General features: G+C 62.4%; 24 protein-coding genes. 16 read left to right on the forward strand and 8 right to left on the reverse strand.

What is annotated here, in order from left to right:
• Nucleotides 1–54 precede the first annotated feature (54 nt).
• The 3 genes from HCN58_RS32610 to HCN58_RS32620 are packed head-to-tail and all read left to right on the forward strand — an operon-like array spanning nt 55 to nt 2,735.
• A complete protein-coding gene (locus tag HCN58_RS32610) occupies nt 55–387 on the forward strand; it encodes a helix-turn-helix domain-containing protein (protein WP_171583454.1) in 333 nt (110 codons plus the stop codon).
• 2 nt (nt 388–389) lie between these two features.
• Nucleotides 390–827, forward strand: a complete 438-nt coding sequence (locus HCN58_RS32615; protein WP_171583455.1) for a hypothetical protein — start codon at nt 390–392, stop codon at nt 825–827.
• 45 nt (nt 828–872) lie between these two features.
• A complete protein-coding gene (locus tag HCN58_RS32620) occupies nt 873–2,735 on the forward strand; it encodes a M3 family oligoendopeptidase (protein WP_171583456.1) in 1,863 nt (620 codons plus the stop codon).
• Nucleotides 2,736–2,801: 66 nt separating this feature from the next.
• Here the strand turns inward: HCN58_RS32620 and HCN58_RS32625 are convergent, their stop codons facing one another.
• The gene (locus HCN58_RS32625; protein WP_171583457.1) at nt 2,802–2,951 is read right to left on the reverse strand and encodes a hypothetical protein; all 150 of its coding nucleotides are present in this window, start codon (nt 2,949–2,951) and stop codon (nt 2,802–2,804) included.
• A 133-nt stretch (nt 2,952–3,084) separates the two neighbouring features.
• Here HCN58_RS32625 and HCN58_RS32630 point away from each other — a divergent pair, with 133 nt between their 5' ends.
• From HCN58_RS32630 to HCN58_RS32675, 10 genes are all read left to right on the forward strand, one after another.
• Nucleotides 3,085–3,345, forward strand: coding sequence for an AbrB/MazE/SpoVT family DNA-binding domain-containing protein (locus HCN58_RS32630; protein WP_171583548.1), 261 nt, complete (start codon nt 3,085–3,087; stop codon nt 3,343–3,345).
• Nucleotides 3,342–3,728: a type II toxin-antitoxin system death-on-curing family toxin gene (locus HCN58_RS32635; protein ID WP_171583458.1), complete on the forward strand. Its 387-nt coding sequence runs from the start codon at nt 3,342–3,344 to the stop codon at nt 3,726–3,728. Before HCN58_RS32630 ends, HCN58_RS32635 begins: the two co-directional genes overlap by 4 nt.
• Nucleotides 3,729–3,811: 83 nt before the next feature.
• The gene (locus HCN58_RS32640; RefSeq protein ID WP_057858656.1) at nt 3,812–3,964 is read left to right on the forward strand and encodes an aa3-type cytochrome c oxidase subunit IV; all 153 of its coding nucleotides are present in this window, start codon (nt 3,812–3,814) and stop codon (nt 3,962–3,964) included.
• Nucleotides 3,965–4,098: 134 nt separating this feature from the next.
• A complete protein-coding gene (locus tag HCN58_RS32645) occupies nt 4,099–5,226 on the forward strand; it encodes a Re/Si-specific NAD(P)(+) transhydrogenase subunit alpha (RefSeq protein WP_171583459.1) in 1,128 nt (375 codons plus the stop codon).
• An 11-nt stretch (nt 5,227–5,237) separates the two neighbouring features.
• Nucleotides 5,238–5,555: a proton-translocating transhydrogenase family protein gene (locus HCN58_RS32650; RefSeq protein WP_171583460.1), complete on the forward strand. Its 318-nt coding sequence runs from the start codon at nt 5,238–5,240 to the stop codon at nt 5,553–5,555.
• A 43-nt stretch (nt 5,556–5,598) separates the two neighbouring features.
• Nucleotides 5,599–6,996, forward strand: coding sequence for an NAD(P)(+) transhydrogenase (Re/Si-specific) subunit beta (locus tag HCN58_RS32655; protein ID WP_171583461.1), 1,398 nt, complete (start codon nt 5,599–5,601; stop codon nt 6,994–6,996).
• Nucleotides 6,997–7,014: 18 nt separating this feature from the next.
• Complete coding sequence (locus HCN58_RS32660) at nt 7,015–7,872, forward strand: alpha/beta hydrolase (RefSeq protein ID WP_171583462.1); 858 nt, start codon at nt 7,015–7,017, stop codon at nt 7,870–7,872.
• Nucleotides 7,873–7,876: 4 nt separating this feature from the next.
• On the forward strand, nt 7,877–8,971 hold the full coding sequence (locus HCN58_RS32665) for a calcium:cation antiporter (protein ID WP_171583463.1): 1,095 nt from the start codon (nt 7,877–7,879) through the stop codon (nt 8,969–8,971).
• A 15-nt stretch (nt 8,972–8,986) separates the two neighbouring features.
• Complete coding sequence (locus tag HCN58_RS32670) at nt 8,987–9,271, forward strand: cupin domain-containing protein (protein ID WP_171583464.1); 285 nt, start codon at nt 8,987–8,989, stop codon at nt 9,269–9,271.
• Nucleotides 9,272–9,480: 209 nt separating this feature from the next.
• A complete protein-coding gene (locus HCN58_RS32675; RefSeq protein ID WP_171583465.1) occupies nt 9,481–10,557 on the forward strand; it encodes a hypothetical protein in 1,077 nt (358 codons plus the stop codon).
• A gap of 120 nt (nt 10,558–10,677) precedes the next feature.
• Here the strand turns inward: HCN58_RS32675 and HCN58_RS32680 are convergent, their stop codons facing one another.
• Both HCN58_RS32680 and rpsU read right to left on the reverse strand, forming a co-directional pair.
• Nucleotides 10,678–11,325, reverse strand: coding sequence for a tetratricopeptide repeat protein (locus HCN58_RS32680; RefSeq protein WP_171583466.1), 648 nt, complete (start codon nt 11,323–11,325; stop codon nt 10,678–10,680).
• A 263-nt stretch (nt 11,326–11,588) separates the two neighbouring features.
• On the reverse strand, nt 11,589–11,891 hold the full coding sequence (gene rpsU, locus HCN58_RS32685; RefSeq protein ID WP_028350145.1) for a 30S ribosomal protein S21: 303 nt from the start codon (nt 11,889–11,891) through the stop codon (nt 11,589–11,591).
• A 253-nt stretch (nt 11,892–12,144) separates the two neighbouring features.
• Here rpsU and aqpZ point away from each other — a divergent pair, with 253 nt between their 5' ends.
• Nucleotides 12,145–12,867 (forward strand): aquaporin Z, encoded by a 723-nt coding sequence (gene aqpZ / locus HCN58_RS32690; RefSeq protein ID WP_171583467.1) that lies wholly within the window; start codon nt 12,145–12,147, stop codon nt 12,865–12,867.
• A 118-nt stretch (nt 12,868–12,985) separates the two neighbouring features.
• Here the strand turns inward: aqpZ and HCN58_RS32695 are convergent, their stop codons facing one another.
• Together HCN58_RS32695 and purE are read right to left on the reverse strand one after the other, a co-directional pair.
• Entirely contained in the window at nt 12,986–14,089 is a 1,104-nt protein-coding gene (locus HCN58_RS32695; protein WP_171583468.1) for a 5-(carboxyamino)imidazole ribonucleotide synthase, read from the reverse strand.
• Entirely contained in the window at nt 14,086–14,574 is a 489-nt protein-coding gene (gene purE, locus HCN58_RS32700; protein WP_171583469.1) for a 5-(carboxyamino)imidazole ribonucleotide mutase, read from the reverse strand. The genes HCN58_RS32695 and purE overlap by 4 nt, the downstream gene beginning before the upstream one ends.
• A gap of 151 nt (nt 14,575–14,725) precedes the next feature.
• On the opposite strand from purE, the gene HCN58_RS32705 reads away from it, so the two are divergent.
• Entirely contained in the window at nt 14,726–15,409 is a 684-nt protein-coding gene (locus HCN58_RS32705) for a GGDEF domain-containing protein (protein ID WP_171583470.1), read from the forward strand.
• A 125-nt stretch (nt 15,410–15,534) separates the two neighbouring features.
• On the opposite strand, the gene HCN58_RS32710 is transcribed toward HCN58_RS32705, so the two are convergent.
• The 3 genes from HCN58_RS32710 to HCN58_RS32720 all read right to left on the reverse strand — a co-directional run bounded on the left by HCN58_RS32710 (nt 15,535) and on the right by HCN58_RS32720 (nt 16,433).
• Nucleotides 15,535–15,786 carry a hypothetical protein gene (locus tag HCN58_RS32710; protein WP_171583471.1) on the reverse strand — a complete coding sequence of 84 codons (252 nt, stop codon included), beginning with the start codon at nt 15,784–15,786 and terminating at the stop codon, nt 15,535–15,537.
• A gap of 28 nt (nt 15,787–15,814) precedes the next feature.
• Nucleotides 15,815–16,021 carry a hypothetical protein gene (locus tag HCN58_RS32715; protein ID WP_171583472.1) on the reverse strand — a complete coding sequence of 69 codons (207 nt, stop codon included), beginning with the start codon at nt 16,019–16,021 and terminating at the stop codon, nt 15,815–15,817.
• Between the two features lie 205 nt (nt 16,022–16,226).
• Complete coding sequence (locus HCN58_RS32720) at nt 16,227–16,433, reverse strand: YdcH family protein (protein WP_057851906.1); 207 nt, start codon at nt 16,431–16,433, stop codon at nt 16,227–16,229.
• A 241-nt stretch (nt 16,434–16,674) separates the two neighbouring features.
• Here HCN58_RS32720 and HCN58_RS32725 point away from each other — a divergent pair, with 241 nt between their 5' ends.
• Nucleotides 16,675–16,860 carry a YdcH family protein gene (locus HCN58_RS32725; protein ID WP_171583473.1) on the forward strand — a complete coding sequence of 62 codons (186 nt, stop codon included), beginning with the start codon at nt 16,675–16,677 and terminating at the stop codon, nt 16,858–16,860.
• Nucleotide 16,861 lies beyond the last annotated feature (1 nt).

The raw sequence follows: 16,861 nt of genomic DNA on the forward strand, positions 1-16,861 counted from the left end.
TTGTGGTAGGGAACATGACCTATCCAATAATTCATTTTGGCTAGTTTAGTAATCATGAAACGAGGAAAACATCAAGATGTTTCCGCTGAACGGGCGGCCGCCAAGGCCGTGCCGGATGCCAAGCAATTGCGGAAATTGGCTGGAGACTGGCTGAAGCAGCGCAGGGCGGATGCCGAATTGTCGCAGGCCGATCTCGCGGCACGTCTCGGCTTGAAATATTACACGTTCATTTCACAGGTCGAGAACGGGTTCAGCCGCGTTCCAACCGAAATCATGGGAGCGTGGGCGCGCGAGCTGGGCCTTGAACCAGCCGCCTTCGCTAGGCATCTGTTAATGTACTATGAGCCGGAACTGCATCGGCTGCTGTTCGGAGCGGAAAGCAAATGAGCGTGGTTGCGTTCGAGCGCAAACAAAACAACGGCGAATGGAGCGAAAAGGAGCTCAGCACTCTCCTTGCAGCGCTTGGCGCCGCGATTGCGCCGGGGACCGGACGCACATGGGAAACCGGCATGACGGAGAAGGGCGACCCCCAGTTCTATCTGCTGGGTCCACTGCCTGATCAGGCCAGCGAGTTGTGCGTATCCCGAATCGCCGGACGTTATATCCTGGAAGACGGATCGGGCCGGTTGCTATTCGAGCATCGCAACCTCGATCTTGTGGGATTGCACGCAAAGGCCGCGATTCCGTCGACGTCGTGGCTGATGGTGCGTGCGATCACGTTGTGGTGTGCTGTCCGCAATACGATTCATGAAAAGGTCGAGCCGCTGCTGGTCGAGGGCGAAGAGCTGCTTGTCCAGTTCGTACCGCAGCTTTCGGCTTTCGCCTGATCTCCCGTCCAAATTTCCTGATCACCTCCCAATTTTGAAAGTGTCATGAGCGCAAAATCTGCGACATCCCGAGCCGTCAAGACGTCCCGCAAGCCCGCCAAGGCCAGCAAGGCGAGCGCGGCCAAGCCCAAAACCGGCAAACTGCCGGAATGGAACCTCGCCGATCTTTATTCCGGCATCGACGCTCCTGAAATCGCGCGTGATCTGCAGAAGATGGATACCGACTGCGTCGCGTTTGAAACAGATTACAAGGGCAAGCTGGCGGAAGGCGTTGCCCGCGATGATGGCGGTCTTTGGCTCGCGGAGGCGGTCAGGCGCTACGAGGTGATTGATGATCTAGCCGGCCGGCTCGGATCCTATGCCGGCCTCGTCCATGCCGGTGACAGCGTCGATCCCGTGATCTCCAAATTCTATGGCGACGTCTCCGAGCGGCTGACAGCGGCCTCCCTGCATTTGCTGTTCTTCGCGCTTGAACTCAACCGCATCGAAGATGCCGTGATCGAGCGCGCGATGCAGACGCCGGAGCTTGGGCACTACCGGCCGTGGATCGAGGATCTGCGCAAGGACAAGCCGTATCAACTCGAAGATCGCGTCGAGCAGTTGTTTCACGAAAAATCCCAGAGCGGCTATGCCGCGTGGAACCGGCTGTTCGATCAGACCATCTCGGGCTTGCGCTTCAGGGTCGGCGCCAAGGAACTCGCGATCGAGCCGACGCTCAATCTGCTGCAGGATCGCGCGCCGCAAAAGCGCAAGGCCGCCGCGCAGGCGCTGGCCAAAACCTTCAAGGACAATGAGCGAAGTTTTGCGCTGATCACCAACACGCTTGCCAAGGACAAGGAGATTTCCGATCGCTGGCGCGGTTTCCAGGACGTTGCGGATTCCCGGCACCTCAACAATCGCGTCGAGCGCGAGGTCGTCGATGCCTTGGTCGGCTCGGTTCGCGCGGCCTATCCGCGGCTGTCGCACCGCTACTACAATCTGAAAGCCGGCTGGTTCAAAAAGAAGAAGCTCGCGCATTGGGACCGCAACGCGCCGCTGCCATTTGCGGCGACCGGCACCATCGCCTGGCCCGAGGCGCAGAAGATGGTGCTGACGGCCTATCGCGGCTTTTCCGCCGAGATGGCCATGATCGCGGAACGCTTTTTCGCCGACCGCTGGATCGATGCGCCGGTGCGGCCCGGCAAGGCACCGGGCGCGTTCTCGCATCCGACCACGCCCTCGGCGCATCCCTATGTGCTGATGAACTACCAGGGCAAGCCGCGCGATGTGATGACGCTGGCGCATGAGCTCGGCCATGGCGTGCACCAAGTGCTGGCAGCCAAAAACGGCGCGCTGATGGCGCCGACGCCGCTGACGCTTGCGGAGACGGCAAGCGTGTTCGGCGAAATGCTGACTTTCAAGCGGCTCCTGTCGCAGACCAAAAACGCGAAACAGCGCCAGGCGCTGCTCGCCGGCAAGGTCGAGGACATGATCAACACGGTGGTGCGGCAGATCGCGTTCTATTCGTTCGAGCGCGCCGTGCACACCGAGCGCAAGAACGGCGAACTGACCGCCGAGCGCATTGGCCAGATCTGGCTCAGCGTGCAGCGCGAGAGCCTCGGACCTGCCATCGATATCCGTCCAGGCTACGAGAATTTCTGGATGTACATTCCTCATTTCATCCATTCGCCGTTCTACGTCTACGCCTATGCGTTCGGCGACTGCCTGGTGAATTCGCTTTATGCGGTCTACGAAAACGCCTCGGAAGGCTTTGCCGAGCGCTATCTCGCCATGCTCGCGGCCGGCGGCACCAAGCATTATTCCGAACTGCTCAAGCCTTTTGGCCTCGATGCCAAAGATCCCAAATTCTGGGACGGCGGGCTGTCGGTCATCGCAGGCATGATCGACGAACTGGAAGAGATGGGCTAGCGCGCGGCAGAAATCGACGCAGCGCGTACGCGTCAGTCACGCTGCCCGACATTCCGCCCCAGGCCGTCAGGGCCTGGCGGCGGGCTCGTTGAGCATCGCCCCGAGGCGATTGGCGGGCTGGTCAAATCCCACAGCGCCTTCGAAACTCGCCGGATTGCGGAAAGTGCCGAACAGGATGGCCCAGATCGGCGGGTCGCCGTAATTATAGGCGTGCATGTCGCGCCGATGCTGCTGCAGGGATCAGGCAGGCGCATGGGCTCGGGGGTAAAACATGTGTTGAACGGGCCGTCCAAGGCGTGTTATACATATGTATAACGGAGCTGGCGTCATGAGCAAAACCCCGCGCGGAATGGAAGAGGCCTCTCGCGACTACAATCTGGAGGATACCGCCCTTCAAATTCGGAAGATTGGCAATTCGGTTGGTGTGATCCTGCCGAAAGAGCTTCTTGCCCGGCTCAATCTCAAGGAAGGGGACAAGTTCTATCCCGTCGAGCAACCGGATGGCATTCTGCGGCTTTCGCCATTCAACCCCAAGCACGCGCGGAACATGGAAATCGCGCGCAAGATCATGCACGAATATCGCGATACGTTCGCTGCGCTTGCAAAATGAGCGAGCCCATCTGGCTCGACCTCGATGAAGTCATCGACATGCATGCGGAGCAACTGGCGATATTCGGTGGACCGGAAGGCATTCGGGATCGTGGCCTGCTCGAGTCGACGGTATTGCGGCGGGTCAACCAATGGAGTTACGGGCAGACGGATATGGCTGCACTCGCTGCCGCCTATGCGTTCGGTCTCGCCCGCAACCACGCTTTCGTGGACGGCAACAAGCGTATCGCGTTCCACGCCATGATGGTCTTTTTGCGCGCCAACGGCATACCCTTTGCGCCCGATCCGGCGCACGCCACTGCCATCATCCTCTCCCTTGCCGCAGGCGAGGTCAGCGAGGAAAGCCTGGCCCGCTGGATCCGGGACAATTGGCCTTCCGAATGACCCGATAGGAAGGGGGCCGTTGCCCTCCCAAACGCTTTGCGGTAATTGCACGCGAGAAACGCGGATTTTGACTGGGGATACCGATGGCAGACCATAACGAAGTGGCCTACACGACCGCTGACGGCAACGACTATGTGGCCCATGAGCAGACCTATGAAGGGTTCATCATGCTGGTCAAATACGGCACGGCCGCCGTCGTGATCATTGTCGCCCTGATGGGCTATTTCCTGACCTGACGCATCGCTGCCTGCACCGCCGGCCCCGGCGGTAGCCAGAAAATTCGCACGCATGCCGGTTCCGAAACCGGTATCCAACTAAGCGGAAAAGACGCTAGTTTGCTTGCGCGCGCCCGCCGCGCCGGGGAGGCCTCATGAAGATTGCCGTTGCCAAGGAAATCGATCCGTCCGAACCGCGGGTTGCCGCTTCCCCTGATACTGTCAAGAAATTCAAGGCGCTGGGCGCCGAAATCGCGATCGAACCGGGTGCTGGCATCAAGTCGGGCCTGCCCGATTCCGAATTCACCGCGGTGGGCGCCACCGTCAGCGCGGAGGCGTTGAAGGACGCCGACATCATCATCAAGGTGAAACGGCCGGAGGCCTCAGAACTCGCCAAATACAAGCGCGGCGCGCTGGTCATCGCGATCATGGATCCTTACGGCAATGAAGCGGCGCTGAAGACGATCGCGGACGCCGGTGTCTCGGCGTTTGCAATGGAATTGATGCCGCGCATTACGCGCGCACAAGTCATGGACGTGCTGTCCTCGCAGGCGAACCTCGCCGGCTATCGCGCGGTGATCGAAGCGGCCGAGGCCTTCGGCCGCGCCTTCCCGATGATGATGACCGCGGCCGGCACCGTGCCGGCGGCCAAGGTGTTCGTGATGGGCGTCGGCGTTGCCGGGCTGCAGGCGATTGCGACTGCGCGGCGCTTGGGCGCCGTCGTCACCGCAACGGACGTGCGCCCGGCGACGAAAGAGCAGGTCGAATCGCTCGGCGCCAAATTCCTCGCGGTCGAAGACGAAGAGTTCAAGAATGCCCAGACCGCCGGCGGCTACGCCAAGGAAATGTCGAAAGAGTATCAGGCCAAGCAGGCCGCGCTGACTGCCGAGCACGTCAAGAAGCAGGACATCGTGATCACGACCGCGCTGATTCCCGGCCGTCCGGCGCCGAAACTCGTCAGCGCCGAGATGGTGAAATCGATGAAGCCGGGCTCGGTTCTGGTCGATCTCGCTGTCGAGCGGGGCGGTAATGTCGAAGGCGCGAAGGCGGGCGAGATCGTCGATGTCGATGGCATCAAGATTGTCGGCTACACCAATGTTGCCGGCCGTGTCGCGCAATCGGCCTCGAGCCTTTATGCCCGCAACCTGTTTTCGTTCATCGAGACCATGATCGACAAGGCCAACAAGGCGCTCGTGGTCAATTGGGATGACGAACTGGTGAAATCCACCGCGCTGACCAAGGACGGCGCCGTCATCCATCCGAATTTCCAGCCGAAAGCCTAAGGAGAGAAGCCATGGAGCACATCGCTCAAGCCGTCGATCCCTTCGTGTTCCGGCTGTCGATTTTCGTCCTCGCCGTTTTCGTCGGCTATTTCGTGGTCTGGTCGGTGACCCCAGCGCTGCATACGCCGCTGATGTCGGTGACCAACGCGATCTCCTCGGTGATCGTGGTCGGCGCGCTGCTCGCGGTCGGCGTCGGCATGATCTCGAGCGGCTCGGGCTGGGCGCGCGGCTTCGGCTTCATCGCCCTGATCTTCGCCTGCGTGAACATTTTCGGCGGCTTTCTTGTCACCCAGCGCATGCTGGCGATGTACAAGAAGAAGGTGAAGTGAGCGGCGTGCACCTCGTGGTGACAAAGTCAAATGGGGACCTGAGATGAACGCCAATCTGGCAGCAGTTCTTTATCTTGTCGCGGGTGTGCTGTTCATCCTGTCTCTGCGCGGGCTATCCAGTCCCGCTTCGTCCCGCCAGGGCAATTTCCTCGGCATGATCGGCATGGCGATCGCGATCGTGACCACGCTCGCCAGCCATCCGCCCGCGGACGGGATCGCCTGGCTCCTGGTCGTGCTTGGCGTGGCCATCGGCGGCTCGGTTGGCGCGGTGATCGCGCGCCGCGTTCCGATGACGTCGATGCCCGAGCTTGTCGCGGCCTTCCACTCTCTCGTTGGTATGGCCGCGGTGCTGGTGGCAGCCGGTGCGTTCTATGCGCCGGAAGCTTTTGATATCGGCAAGCCCGGCGACATTCATACGCAAAGCCTCGTTGAAATGTCGCTTGGCGTGGCCATCGGCGCGCTGACCTTCACCGGCTCGGTGATCGCCTTCCTGAAACTCTCGGCCCGCATGAGTGGCGCGCCGATCATCCTGCCGGCGCGTCACCTCGTCAACATCGCGCTCGCTATTGCGCTGGTGGCTTGCATCGTCGGCCTCGTTCTAACCGGGAACGCGATCTACTTCTGGCTGATCACCATCATCGCGCTGGTGCTCGGCGTTCTCATGATCATCCCGATCGGCGGCGCCGACATGCCGGTCGTGATTTCGATGCTGAACTCCTATTCCGGCTGGGCCGCGGCCGGCATCGGCTTCACGCTCGGCAATTCTGCGCTGATCATCACCGGCGCGCTGGTCGGCTCCTCCGGCGCGATCCTGTCCTACATCATGTGCCACGCGATGAACCGCTCGTTCATCTCGGTTATCCTCGGCGGCTTCGGCGGCGAGACGGCGGCGGCTGCCGGCGGCTCCGGCGAGCAGAAGCCTGCAAAACTCGGCTCGGCCGACGACGCCGCCTTCATCATGAAGAACGCCTCCAAGGTCATCATCGTGCCGGGCTACGGCATGGCGGTGGCGCAGGCCCAGCACGCGCTGCGCGAAATGGCCGACTTGCTGAAGAAGGAAGGCGTCGAGGTGAAGTACGCGATTCACCCCGTTGCGGGCCGCATGCCCGGCCACATGAACGTGCTGCTCGCCGAAGCCAACGTTCCCTATGACGAGGTGTTCGAGCTCGAGGACATCAACTCCGAATTTGCCCAGGCCGACATTGCCTTCGTGATCGGCGCCAACGACGTCACCAATCCGGCCGCCGAGGAAGATAAAACCTCGCCGATCTACGGCATGCCGGTGCTGCAGGTCTGGAAGGCCGGCACCGTGATGTTCATCAAGCGCTCGCTGGCATCGGGCTATGCCGGCATCGACAATCCGCTGTTCTATCGCGATAACACCATGATGCTCCTTGGTGACGCCAAGAAAGTCACCGAGAACATCGTCAAGGGGATGTAACGCGATCGCAGGAACTTCATGACCGCGCTGAAATGGCTGCTGATCATCGTCTCAGTCGGTTATGTCTTTGGTCTGCTCGCGCTGTTCTTCGCGCAGCGCGCCGTGCTGTTTCCTGCCCCGACGAGCGCGCGCACGCCGCCGCAAGCAGCGGGTTTCCCGGAAGCTGAAGAACACGTTCTCGTTACGGCGGACGGCGAGAAGGTCATCGTCTGGCATGTTCCGGCCAGGCCGGGGCGTCCGGTCGTCCTCTATTTCCACGGCAATGGCGATTATCTCGCCGGCTTCTTCGGCCGCTTTCGCGGCCTGATCGCCGACGGGATAGGGATCGTCGCGCTGTCTTATCGTGGCTATGCCGGCTCGAGCGGCCGACCCAGCGAGCAGGGATTGCTGCAGGATGCTGCGGCGGCCTATGCCTTCACGGCAGCGCGATACAGCCCGGACAAGATCGTTGCGTGGGGATTCTCGCTCGGCACCGGCGTCGCTGTTGCGTTGGCGGGCGAACAGCCGGTCGGCAAGCTGATCCTGGAATCGCCCTATACTTCCATTGTGGATGTCGCCGCGTCGGCGTTCTGGTTCGCGCCGGTGCGGCTGTTGATGCGCGATCGGTTTCACTCCGACCTGCACATTGCCCGAATCAGGGTTCCGCTGCTCGTGATGCATGGCGCGCTCGATCCCACGGTACCCGTTGCCTTTGGCGAACGGCTGTTTGCGCTGGCGAACGAGCCGAAACGGTTCGTCCGCCTGGCCCGCGGCGGTCATAACGACCTCGACAATTTCGGCGCGATTGAAATCGCGCGGAATTTTATCAACCTTGCGCAGGGCTGGTCGCAGCATGGACGGGCATATCTTCCGTCCACGAACCGGTTAGGAACGTGACCGCATGAGCGCACACGGACCAATGCCGAAATCGGCCTGGATATTCCCGGCGCTGGCAATGCTGCTGTTTGCCGCGGCCACCGGGCTTGGGCTCAGCTTTACTCCGTCAGTTGGCGGGTTCTTGTTCGCGGCCACGCTGCTGGCGATCCTGTTCGGCACCGTGTTCGCAGCCGTGCATCATGCCGAGGTGATTGCCGAGCGAATCGGCGAGCCCTACGGCACGCTGCTGTTGACGCTCGCGGTCACCATCATCGAGGTCGCGCTGATCGCGACCATCATGCTCGGCGACAAGCCGCAGCCCGCGTTGGCGCGCGACACCGTGTTTGCCGTGGTGATGATCGTGTGCAACGGCCTGGTGGGCCTGTGTATCTTCATCGGGGGCTTGCGCTACCGCGAGCAGGATTTCCAAGTCTCCGGCGCCAACCTTTATCTCAGCGTGCTGTTCGTGCTGTCGACCATTACGCTGGTCATGCCCAACTATACGCTGACGGCTCCGGGGCCGATCTATTCGGCGGCACAGCTTGGCTTTGTGGACCTGGTCACGCTCATGCTCTACGGCGTGTTCCTCTATACGCAGACGATCCGGCACAGTGATTATTTCATCAAGGGCGGCGCCGGTGCCACCGAAACATCATCCCTGTCGAACCGGATGCTAGCGCTCAGCATCGCGCTGCTGCTTATCTCCCTACTCGCCGTGGTGCTTCTGGCGAAGAAATTCTCGCTGGTGGTCGATGTCGTGACGGCGATGATCGGCGCCCCACCGGCATTCGCCGGCGTGCTGGTCGCGGTCCTCATCCTGCTGCCGGAGGGAGTCACCGCTATTGCGGCTGCGCGCAACAACGATCTGCAGAAGAGCATCAATCTCGCGCTCGGATCCTCGCTGGCGACCATCGGGCTGACTATTCCGGCCGTCGGCCTGGCCACCTACGCGCTCGACAAGGAACTCGTGCTCGGGCTCAGCGGTCAAGGCATGGTGTTGCTGCTGCTCACGTTCTTCCTGAGCATTCTCACTTTCGGTACCGGCCGCACCAACATCCTGTTCGGACTGGTGCATATGGTGGTGTTTGCTGTGTTCGTGTTTATGGTGTTCGTGCCGTAATCGGAGAAGAATGACATGCTTGCCGCCAAATCCGATGTTCAGGTCGACACCCCCGAAGTCCGCGTCACCGAGTGGCGGCTGGCGCCGGGCAGCGCCACCGGCCACCACACCCATGAAATGGATTACGTGATCGTGCCGGTGACCTCGGGCGAGATGACCATCGTCGCGCCGAGCGGCGAGCGCACCAAGGCGCAGCTCGGGGCCGGCAAATCCTATTTCCGGAAGGCCGGCGTCCAGCACGACGTGCTGAACGAGACCGCAAGCGAGATAGTGTTTCTGGAGGTCGAGCTGAAGCCCTGACCACCCCACCTCGGCTTCCAGGTTTGCGTCCCCGGGGCGGGAGCGACACGTGCTGCGCTGCGGCCTGGACAAGCGGGCAGTTTTGATCGACCCAAGCCGGTTTCGCCCGGCCTGCACGGGAACTGCTGAATTGCCACCGATCTGTCGCAGTTGATCCCTCAATGTGCCTCAAAGTTCCGGCAATTGGAGGACCGCGGGGAGTGGCCGGAATGCTGAATTACGTGAAGAAATTTGCGGTGGACATCTTTCCCTCGGTGGCCGCGACGGTCATCGGGGCGTACATCGTCAACCACTACATCGTGACCAAGCCCAGTGCGGACGCTCCTGCCGCGGCGGCGGCGTCGGCCGCCAATCCCGGCAAGGCTGAAGCCAAATCCGATGCCAAGGCGGCCGAGACCACGGCCAGTGTCAGCAATCTCCCGGCCGCAGGTGTCAAGGCGAGGGGTGTCTCCGAAAAAGCCATCATGGAGAAGACTGCTGCCGAACGGCCGGCGGCGGTGGAAAAGGCTCAGGAGAAGGCCGAAGCGAAGGCGGATTTCAAACCCGATGCCAAGGCCTCCGATACCAAGGCTTCCGATACCAAGGCTTCCGATACCAAGGCTTCCGATACCAAGGCTTCCGATGCCAAGGCTTCCGATACCAAGTCCGACGTGAAATCGGCTGAAAGCCCGGCCGAGGCTGCAAGCACGCCCGCCGACCAGCGCCGCCATGCAGCGGCGCCGCGCGAAAAGGAAAAGATCAGGGTCGTATTGCCCTCGCCCATACAGCCCGCAGCGCCCTCGGCGGCTCCGGTTGTGGCGGCTGCTCCGGCCGCCCCGGTCGAAACGGCGGTGGCGCCGGATGAACGGCGCGATGCCAACGACCTGGCGCGCGCGGCAATCGAACGCCTGCGCGCCAACGGCGAAACGTCTCCGCGCGCCCCTGAGTCAGCACGCGCTCCTGAAGCACCCCGCGCTCCCGAAGCACCCAGGGTTGCAAATGCGCCTGCCGCCGCAAGTGCGCCTGCGCTTCGTCCGCTGCCCCCGCCGATCATGGTCTCGGGCTCACCTGCGGGCGAACCCTTTGGCCAAGCTTCGTCTGGTCAGGCTTCACCGCAGGCGCGGCCGCCTTATGCAGAGGCCAGCGACCCGAACCGCCCAGTCCCGCCCGCCGAAATTCCGGTCTCGCGCCCGCTCGATCTGCGTGCCGAAGCTGCGGAGCCTTCCGTCCGCGAACGCGCCACGGCGGCCGCCGAGGACGCGCTGTCGACCGCGAAGTCGATCTTCCACGCGGTGCTGCCGAAATAGTCTGCGGGCCTTCGAGAGAGGCATGCCGTCGGACCTAAGTCCGCGGCGGTCTTCCGCTTGGCGTAAGGAAAGCGCGTCAAGCTGCAGCCGGGTCCGGATTCAATCAAAACCGGAAAACCTCTAGCCGCCGGTACGCGCAAGGCCGCTTCGCGCGGCTTCGTCCTTGGGCCGGAGCGCGAGCGCACGGCCGTAGGATGTGAACGCCTTGGCCTTGTCGCCTAGGCGCTCATAGGTGACGCCGCGCGCCGACCAGGCTTGGGCGCTGTTGGGCTCGGCTTGCACCGCCTCGTCGAGATCGGAAGCAGCTTCCTTTGCCTTGTCGATGGCGAGATAGCTGGTTGCCCGCGCCAGCAGCGGCTCGACCCGTTGCGGCGTCAGGCCATTGGCCGCGGTGAAATCCGCAATCGCCTGCTCATGCTGCTTGTCGGCCTGATAGATGAGGCCGCGGCCGTATAGGGCCTGCACATTGTAGGGATCGAGTGTGAGCGCGCGGTCGAATTCCGCGAGCGCTTCCTCGGTCTTGCCGGATTTGGCGAGGACCTGGCCGCGCGTGGCGTAACCCTGAGCATCGCTGACGCTTTGTCCGCTGATCGTGCCGGTCGGTTTCTGCTCGACGGCCTGTGGCTTCTCTTTATCCGATCCCCACGATCCCAGGTCGAACGAACAGCCGCCGAGGGGAAAGGTGACAACGGTTGCCAGCAGCGCGATGGATGCGGCGGCCGCGAAGCGCGAAGCGCGGGGAAAAGCATTGCAATCCGTAACGGCCATGCGGCGGACGACTTTCACGTTCGATGCGATAATTGGTAGCGTGCCGGGCCGCAAAATGCATCGATCAAAATAGCCGCAACGCCGCCCAGGCGATCGTCGTCCAATGTTTTCCGGATCGCGGCCGGGTCGCCAAGGCCTGTGCAAGTGATGCGGAAAGATCGGACGGGCCACGCACGACAATATTCCGGCCGAATTCGCCTGCACTCAAAAACAAAAACGCGGACCCCGAGGCCCGCGTTTTCAATTCAAATCTCTGTAGACGCTCAGCGCGGTCCGCGCGGACCTGCACCCGGGCCACGGCCGCCAGCGCCACCACGATCGCCACCGGGACCGGCGCCGAACACCGGCTTGGGCTTCATCGGCAGCAAGCCTTCGCGCTGCAGCTTCTTGCGGGCCAACTTGCGCGCGCGGCGCACGGCTTCGGCCTTTTCACGGGCCTTCTTCTCGGACGGCTTTTCGTAATGGCCGCGGAGCTTCATCTCGCGGAAGATACCCTCGCGCTGCATCTTCTTCTTCAGCGCCTTGAGGGCTTGATCGACATTGTTATCGCGGACGAGAACCTGCACGCGGCATCCTCTTTCAATTGATCGGATAGAAATTCTGGTAAAGCGAAGGGCCGGCGAAGGCCTGGCCCTCAACCCTGAGCGCGGGCATGTAGCAGACAAAACCGCAGATGTCCACCTGAGAAGGCGGTTTCCGGCCCCGGAAAGCTGCGAAAATCGGCTGGATTCGGCTGCCCCGCGCCCGTTTTCTCAAATAACGAGCCCTTCACGGGCCCTCCCTAACATCCAGCAGCGCAAAAACATGCGGGAGGCGAGCATGAACACCAAAAAATATACCGCTGAAGCGATCGGCACGTTTTGGCTCACTTTTGCGGGATGCGGCAGCGCGGTCATCGCCGCCGGCTTTCCGCAGGTCGGTATAGGTCTGGTCGGTGTCTCCCTGGCATTCGGCCTGAGCGTCGTGACCATGGCCTATGCGATCGGCCACATTTCCGGCTGCCATCTCAATCCCGCCGTCACGATCGGCCTCGCGGCCGGCGGACGGTTTCCGGCGCAGCAAATCGTTCCTTACGTAATCGCGCAGGTGATCGGCGCGGTTGCTGCCGCGGCGCTGCTCTATGTGATCGCAAGCGGCGCGCCCGGCTTCGATCTGGCCAAGGGCTTCGCCTCCAATGGCTACGAGTCCCATTCACCCGGGCAGTACAGCATGGTGGCCTGCTTCATCACCGAGGTGGTGATGACCATGATGTTCCTGTTCATCATCATGGGCGCCACCCACGGCAAGGCGCCTGCGGGGTTTGCGCCGCTCGCGATCGGATTGGCGCTGGTGATGATCCATCTCGTGAGCATTCCCGTCACCAACACGTCGGTGAATCCGGCGCGCAGCACCGGGCCTGCGCTGTTCGTAGGGGGCTGGGCACTGGCGCAGCTTTGGCTGTTCTGGGTTGCGCCCTTGATCGGCGGTGCGCTCGGCGGCGCGATCTATCGCTGGCTCAGCGAGGAGCCGGCCGGCGTCGTGGAAGGCTTGAAGACGGCCTGATCTGCGGTCTCGCTCAATGGCGGTACGGCTGTTCCTCGCCATTAGTCAGGGGGGAGGGAGCCTGACGAGCGTGCTCACCTCACCTTGCGTTACGGTCCGGGCCCGAGCACGACGAGCACTATTTGCTGTTCGCCGGGGTCACCTCAGTGACATGGCCCATCTTGCGACCCGGCCGCGGTGCGCCTTTGCCGTAGAGATGAACCGTGGCGCCGGGAACCGTGAGCCATTGCTCATAGTCGAGGATATCGTCGCCGATCAGATTGGTCATGGTGACCTGGCCGTGACGAACCGGCTTGCCGAGCGGCCAGCCGGCGATCGCCCTGATATGCTGCTCGAACTGCGAGATCGAGGCGCCGTCCAGCGTCCAGTGCCCGGAATTATGCACGCGCGGCGCGATTTCGTTGACCAGCACGCGCGGTCCGCCGTTTCCGGCAACGACGAACAACTCGACCGCGAGCACGCCGACATAGTCGAGCGCATGGGCGATCCTCTCGGCAACGGCTCGCGCCTGTCCCGCCAGCTCATCCGATATCGCGGCCGGCACGCGCGAGAATTTCAGGATGTGATCGCGATGCTCGTTTTCGGTGACGTCGTAGCATTCGACATGGCCATCCGCCGATCGCGCGGCGATCACGGAGATCTCGCGCTCGAATGGAACGAAGGCTTCGAGGATCGCGGATTTGGTGCCGAGTTCTTCCCAGATGCGGCTAGGGTCGTCGCCCTCGCGAACGATCGCCTGGCCCTTGCCGTCGTAACCGAAGCGGCGGGTCTTGATCACGGCGGGAAGGGCGATGCGGGCAATGGCGCTCTGCAGGGTTTCTACCGACGACACGTCGGCAAAGTCGGCGGTGTCGATGCCGAGCCGCTTGACGAAATTTTTCTCGATCAAGCGGTCCTGCGTGGTTTCGAGGATCTTCTGCGCCGGCAATACCGGGCGCCGCGCGGCCAGCACCATGGCAGTGGCGGCCGGCACGTTCTCGAATTCGTAGGTGATGACGTCGACATCGTTGGCGAACAACTCCAGCGCCTCGACGTCGGCATATTCTGCACAGGTTGCGTTCAGCACCACGTCGAAAGCGGGCGAGTCCGGGTCCGGTGAAAACACCTGGCATTTGAGGCCGAGGCGCGCCGCCGCCATGGCCAGCATCCGGCCCAATTGTCCGCCGCCGAGAATTCCGATGGTGTCGCCCGGCTTCAGCTTCACATTACCTAAAGCCGTCACGCCGAACCCTCCGGGCGCTCCTTGACCGCGTCCGTCTGCTGCTTGCGCCAGGCGGCGAGCCGGTTTGCCAGCGGTGCGTCATTCAGCGCAAGCACGCTGGCCGCGATCAGCGCGGCGTTGATGGCGCCCGCCTTACCGATCGCCAGCGTGCCGACGGGAACGCCGGCCGGCATCTGCACGATCGAATACAGCGAATCGACCCCCGACAGGGCCTTGGATTCGATGGGAACGCCGAACACGGGTAGTTCCGTCAGCGCCGCCGCCATGCCGGGCAGGTGCGCCGCGCCACCGGCACCGGCAATGATGACCTTGAAACCTTGAGCCTTGGCTCCCTTGGCGAAGGCGAACAGCCGGTCCGGGGTCCGGTGGGCCGAGACGATGCGCTTTTCGCAATCGATCCCGAGCGCGGCCAGCGTCTCGGCGGCGTGGCGCATGGTCTCCCAGTCGGACTGGCTGCCCATAATGATGGCGATCGGTGCGGTCATCTCGTCAATTCTGTTCGGGAATCCAGAAACATAGGCCGATTATAGGGTCGACCCGGGACTCATCCAAGGCGTGGCAAGGGATCAGGAATGGACTATCCTGTCTTGGTGAATCCCGGCAAGCCTTCATAAGCGAGCCTGCACAGGGAAGGCCATGAAGAAGAAAACCAGGGCGACCGCCTCCAGGGCCGGAAAACGCCCCAAAAGCGCGGCTTTCGGGCGAAAATCCGCACCGCGGCGATCAACATTACCGGCATCCCGCCCGCCGGCAGCGTCCAACGGCACCAAAGCGACGGTTCGCCGGCTGAAGGCGGAACTGGCCCGGACGCAAGCACAGATCGAGGAACTTCAGGCCTCGGCCGATACCGACTTCCTGTTGGGCATCCCGAACCGGCGCGGTTTCGAGCGCGAGCTCAATCGCGCGATAGCCTACATGAAGCGGTATCGCGCCTCCGGTGCCCTGGTCGTGCTCGACGTCGATCGGCTGAAGCCGATCAACGACGCCTTCGGACATGCCGCGGGCGACCAGGTGCTCAAGGCCATTGTCGCGGCGCTGCTGGCCCAGGTGCGCTCTTCCGATGTGGTGGGCCGGCTCGGCGGCGACGAGTTCGCGCTGCTGCTGTGGAATCTAAGCGAGACCGACGCCAGGGCCAAGGCGGCCGCGCTGGAGGAGGCGATCGATCGCCTCAGCTTCGTGTTCGACGGCCGCACCATCAGCGCGGGCGCTTCCGCAGGCGTCTCCGTTCTCGATATCCACTCCGAAGCCGGTCGCGCGCTGGAAGCGGCCGACAGCGCCATGTATGTGCGCAAGGCGCTGCGGCGGCATGAGGTATCGTGAATTCATTGCGACCGAAGCGGCCGCCGCAGCTGGGCAAGGCGCGCCTCGCGCTGTGCCCGCCATCGGACGAGCATCCTAGAAGATGTGGGCACGCTTGCGCTTTGCCCGCCCACGAATTCAACGATCTACAACCCGCTGAGATCGTCTGGCACGTTGCCGAACTTGCGCAGCAGTTTCGCGTCGCCGAACTCGCCGATCATGGGGTCGCCGCTGCGGCTGAAGGCGACGGCGCCGATGCTGCCGGCCATCCGCGACATCGTCTCGGCTCGCCGCAACGCGGTGGTCGGGCTCTGGCATTCTTCCGCGGCGCCCGCCACCGGCGAGCCGCTATCGTCCTGCAGGAATGGCATTGCGACGTAATAGGTGACATCGGCCATTGTATCGCTCCAGTGTGATCGCTCCAGATCAGGCCGCGTTACTACCTGCGCGTTTCGCCGGCACACAGCCGGCTGATATCGCGGCCTGCAGCTCCTCCAGTTCGATTTCCAGATACTCGTTCGCCATGATCAGCGCCTTGATGGTCGAACGCAGATTGCCGTCGCACATCGCGATGGCCTGATCGCAGGCCTGCTCGTAACGACTGTTGTCGGACAGGGGCGGTGTGGCGGACATGGCTGGACTCCCGAGGCTGGCAGAAAGATATGTTCCCTTTTTGTTCTCGAAAAGTCAAGCCGCATCCGCTGCCGGAGGCCTGTTTTTCCGCGGGCCGCCGGGAAGGCCATCGTGTCCCCGTGGTGTGTGGATTTCGGGGAAAAGGGTCTGCCGAAAGGCGAACGATTTGCGCGCTTGAATTAGCGGAGCGCGGCAAGCGCAACGATCAGGCGATGATGTCAGGCGTGATCTGGTCTTCGATGAAGGCGATGCGGTCGCGCAACTGCAGCTTGCGCTTCTTCAACCGCTGCAGCCGCAACAAGTCCGGCGCCGGCGACTGATGCAGCGCGTCGATCGCCGCATCGAGATCGCGATGCTCCTGCTGCAGCCTGGCGAGCTCGTTCTCAAGCTCGCGCTCATCATCGTCGGTCATGGTCTACGTTAGCTGAAAGCGCGATCAGGTTGCGAACGGATTCTTCGAAAGCTGGCCGTGAATATCGTCCCTGTGAGGCCGGTCCGCAAGCTGACCGGGTTCCATAGTCACGATTGGTTACAGATAAATCCGAAAATATGAGAGGCCCCGATTCTGGGATACCCATCGACAGATTCGGCGGCTGGTGTACACTCATTTGTCCGGATCGAATCTGAGGTTTCACCCACCGAGGAGATTTCGTATGGCACTACAGGCGCATCTTGTTGAACTTGAACGTAAACACAAGATTCTCGAGAATGAATTGCACGAAGCGCTCGTGCACCTTTCCACAGACGACCTGCAAATTGTCGAGTTGAAGCGCCGCAAGTTGATGGTCAAGGATCAGATCGAGCGGTTGAAGCAAACCGCCGAAGAAACCCTCCACTAGG

Source organism: Bradyrhizobium australiense (genome assembly GCF_013114825.1).
Taxonomy (GTDB): Bacteria; Pseudomonadota; Alphaproteobacteria; order Rhizobiales; family Xanthobacteraceae; genus Bradyrhizobium; species Bradyrhizobium australiense.

What these genes read in the sequence shown, in the direction of transcription:
- HCN58_RS32610 (WP_171583454.1), top strand. Translation starts at nt 55, where the DNA reads ATGAAACGAGGAAAACATCAAGATGTTTCCGCTGAACGGGCGGCCGCC.
- HCN58_RS32620 (WP_171583456.1), top strand. Translation starts at nt 873, where the DNA reads ATGAGCGCAAAATCTGCGACATCCCGAGCCGTCAAGACGTCCCGCAAG.
- HCN58_RS32625 (WP_171583457.1), bottom strand. Translation starts at nt 2,951, where the DNA reads ATGCACGCCTATAATTACGGCGACCCGCCGATCTGGGCCATCCTGTTC.
- HCN58_RS32630 (WP_171583548.1), top strand. Translation starts at nt 3,085, where the DNA reads ATGGAAGAGGCCTCTCGCGACTACAATCTGGAGGATACCGCCCTTCAA.
- HCN58_RS32635 (WP_171583458.1), top strand. Translation starts at nt 3,342, where the DNA reads ATGAGCGAGCCCATCTGGCTCGACCTCGATGAAGTCATCGACATGCAT.
- HCN58_RS32640 (WP_057858656.1), top strand. Translation starts at nt 3,812, where the DNA reads ATGGCAGACCATAACGAAGTGGCCTACACGACCGCTGACGGCAACGAC.
- HCN58_RS32645 (WP_171583459.1), top strand. Translation starts at nt 4,099, where the DNA reads ATGAAGATTGCCGTTGCCAAGGAAATCGATCCGTCCGAACCGCGGGTT.
- HCN58_RS32650 (WP_171583460.1), top strand. Translation starts at nt 5,238, where the DNA reads ATGGAGCACATCGCTCAAGCCGTCGATCCCTTCGTGTTCCGGCTGTCG.
- HCN58_RS32655 (WP_171583461.1), top strand. Translation starts at nt 5,599, where the DNA reads ATGAACGCCAATCTGGCAGCAGTTCTTTATCTTGTCGCGGGTGTGCTG.
- HCN58_RS32660 (WP_171583462.1), top strand. Translation starts at nt 7,015, where the DNA reads ATGACCGCGCTGAAATGGCTGCTGATCATCGTCTCAGTCGGTTATGTC.
- HCN58_RS32665 (WP_171583463.1), top strand. Translation starts at nt 7,877, where the DNA reads ATGAGCGCACACGGACCAATGCCGAAATCGGCCTGGATATTCCCGGCG.
- HCN58_RS32670 (WP_171583464.1), top strand. Translation starts at nt 8,987, where the DNA reads ATGCTTGCCGCCAAATCCGATGTTCAGGTCGACACCCCCGAAGTCCGC.
- HCN58_RS32675 (WP_171583465.1), top strand. Translation starts at nt 9,481, where the DNA reads ATGCTGAATTACGTGAAGAAATTTGCGGTGGACATCTTTCCCTCGGTG.
- HCN58_RS32680 (WP_171583466.1), bottom strand. Translation starts at nt 11,325, where the DNA reads ATGGCCGTTACGGATTGCAATGCTTTTCCCCGCGCTTCGCGCTTCGCG.
- aqpZ (WP_171583467.1), top strand. Translation starts at nt 12,145, where the DNA reads ATGAACACCAAAAAATATACCGCTGAAGCGATCGGCACGTTTTGGCTC.
- purE (WP_171583469.1), bottom strand. Translation starts at nt 14,574, where the DNA reads ATGACCGCACCGATCGCCATCATTATGGGCAGCCAGTCCGACTGGGAG.
- HCN58_RS32705 (WP_171583470.1), top strand. Translation starts at nt 14,726, where the DNA reads ATGAAGAAGAAAACCAGGGCGACCGCCTCCAGGGCCGGAAAACGCCCC.
- HCN58_RS32710 (WP_171583471.1), bottom strand. Translation starts at nt 15,786, where the DNA reads ATGGCCGATGTCACCTATTACGTCGCAATGCCATTCCTGCAGGACGAT.
- HCN58_RS32715 (WP_171583472.1), bottom strand. Translation starts at nt 16,021, where the DNA reads ATGTCCGCCACACCGCCCCTGTCCGACAACAGTCGTTACGAGCAGGCC.
- HCN58_RS32720 (WP_057851906.1), bottom strand. Translation starts at nt 16,433, where the DNA reads ATGACCGACGATGATGAGCGCGAGCTTGAGAACGAGCTCGCCAGGCTG.
- HCN58_RS32725 (WP_171583473.1), top strand. Translation starts at nt 16,675, where the DNA reads ATGGCACTACAGGCGCATCTTGTTGAACTTGAACGTAAACACAAGATT.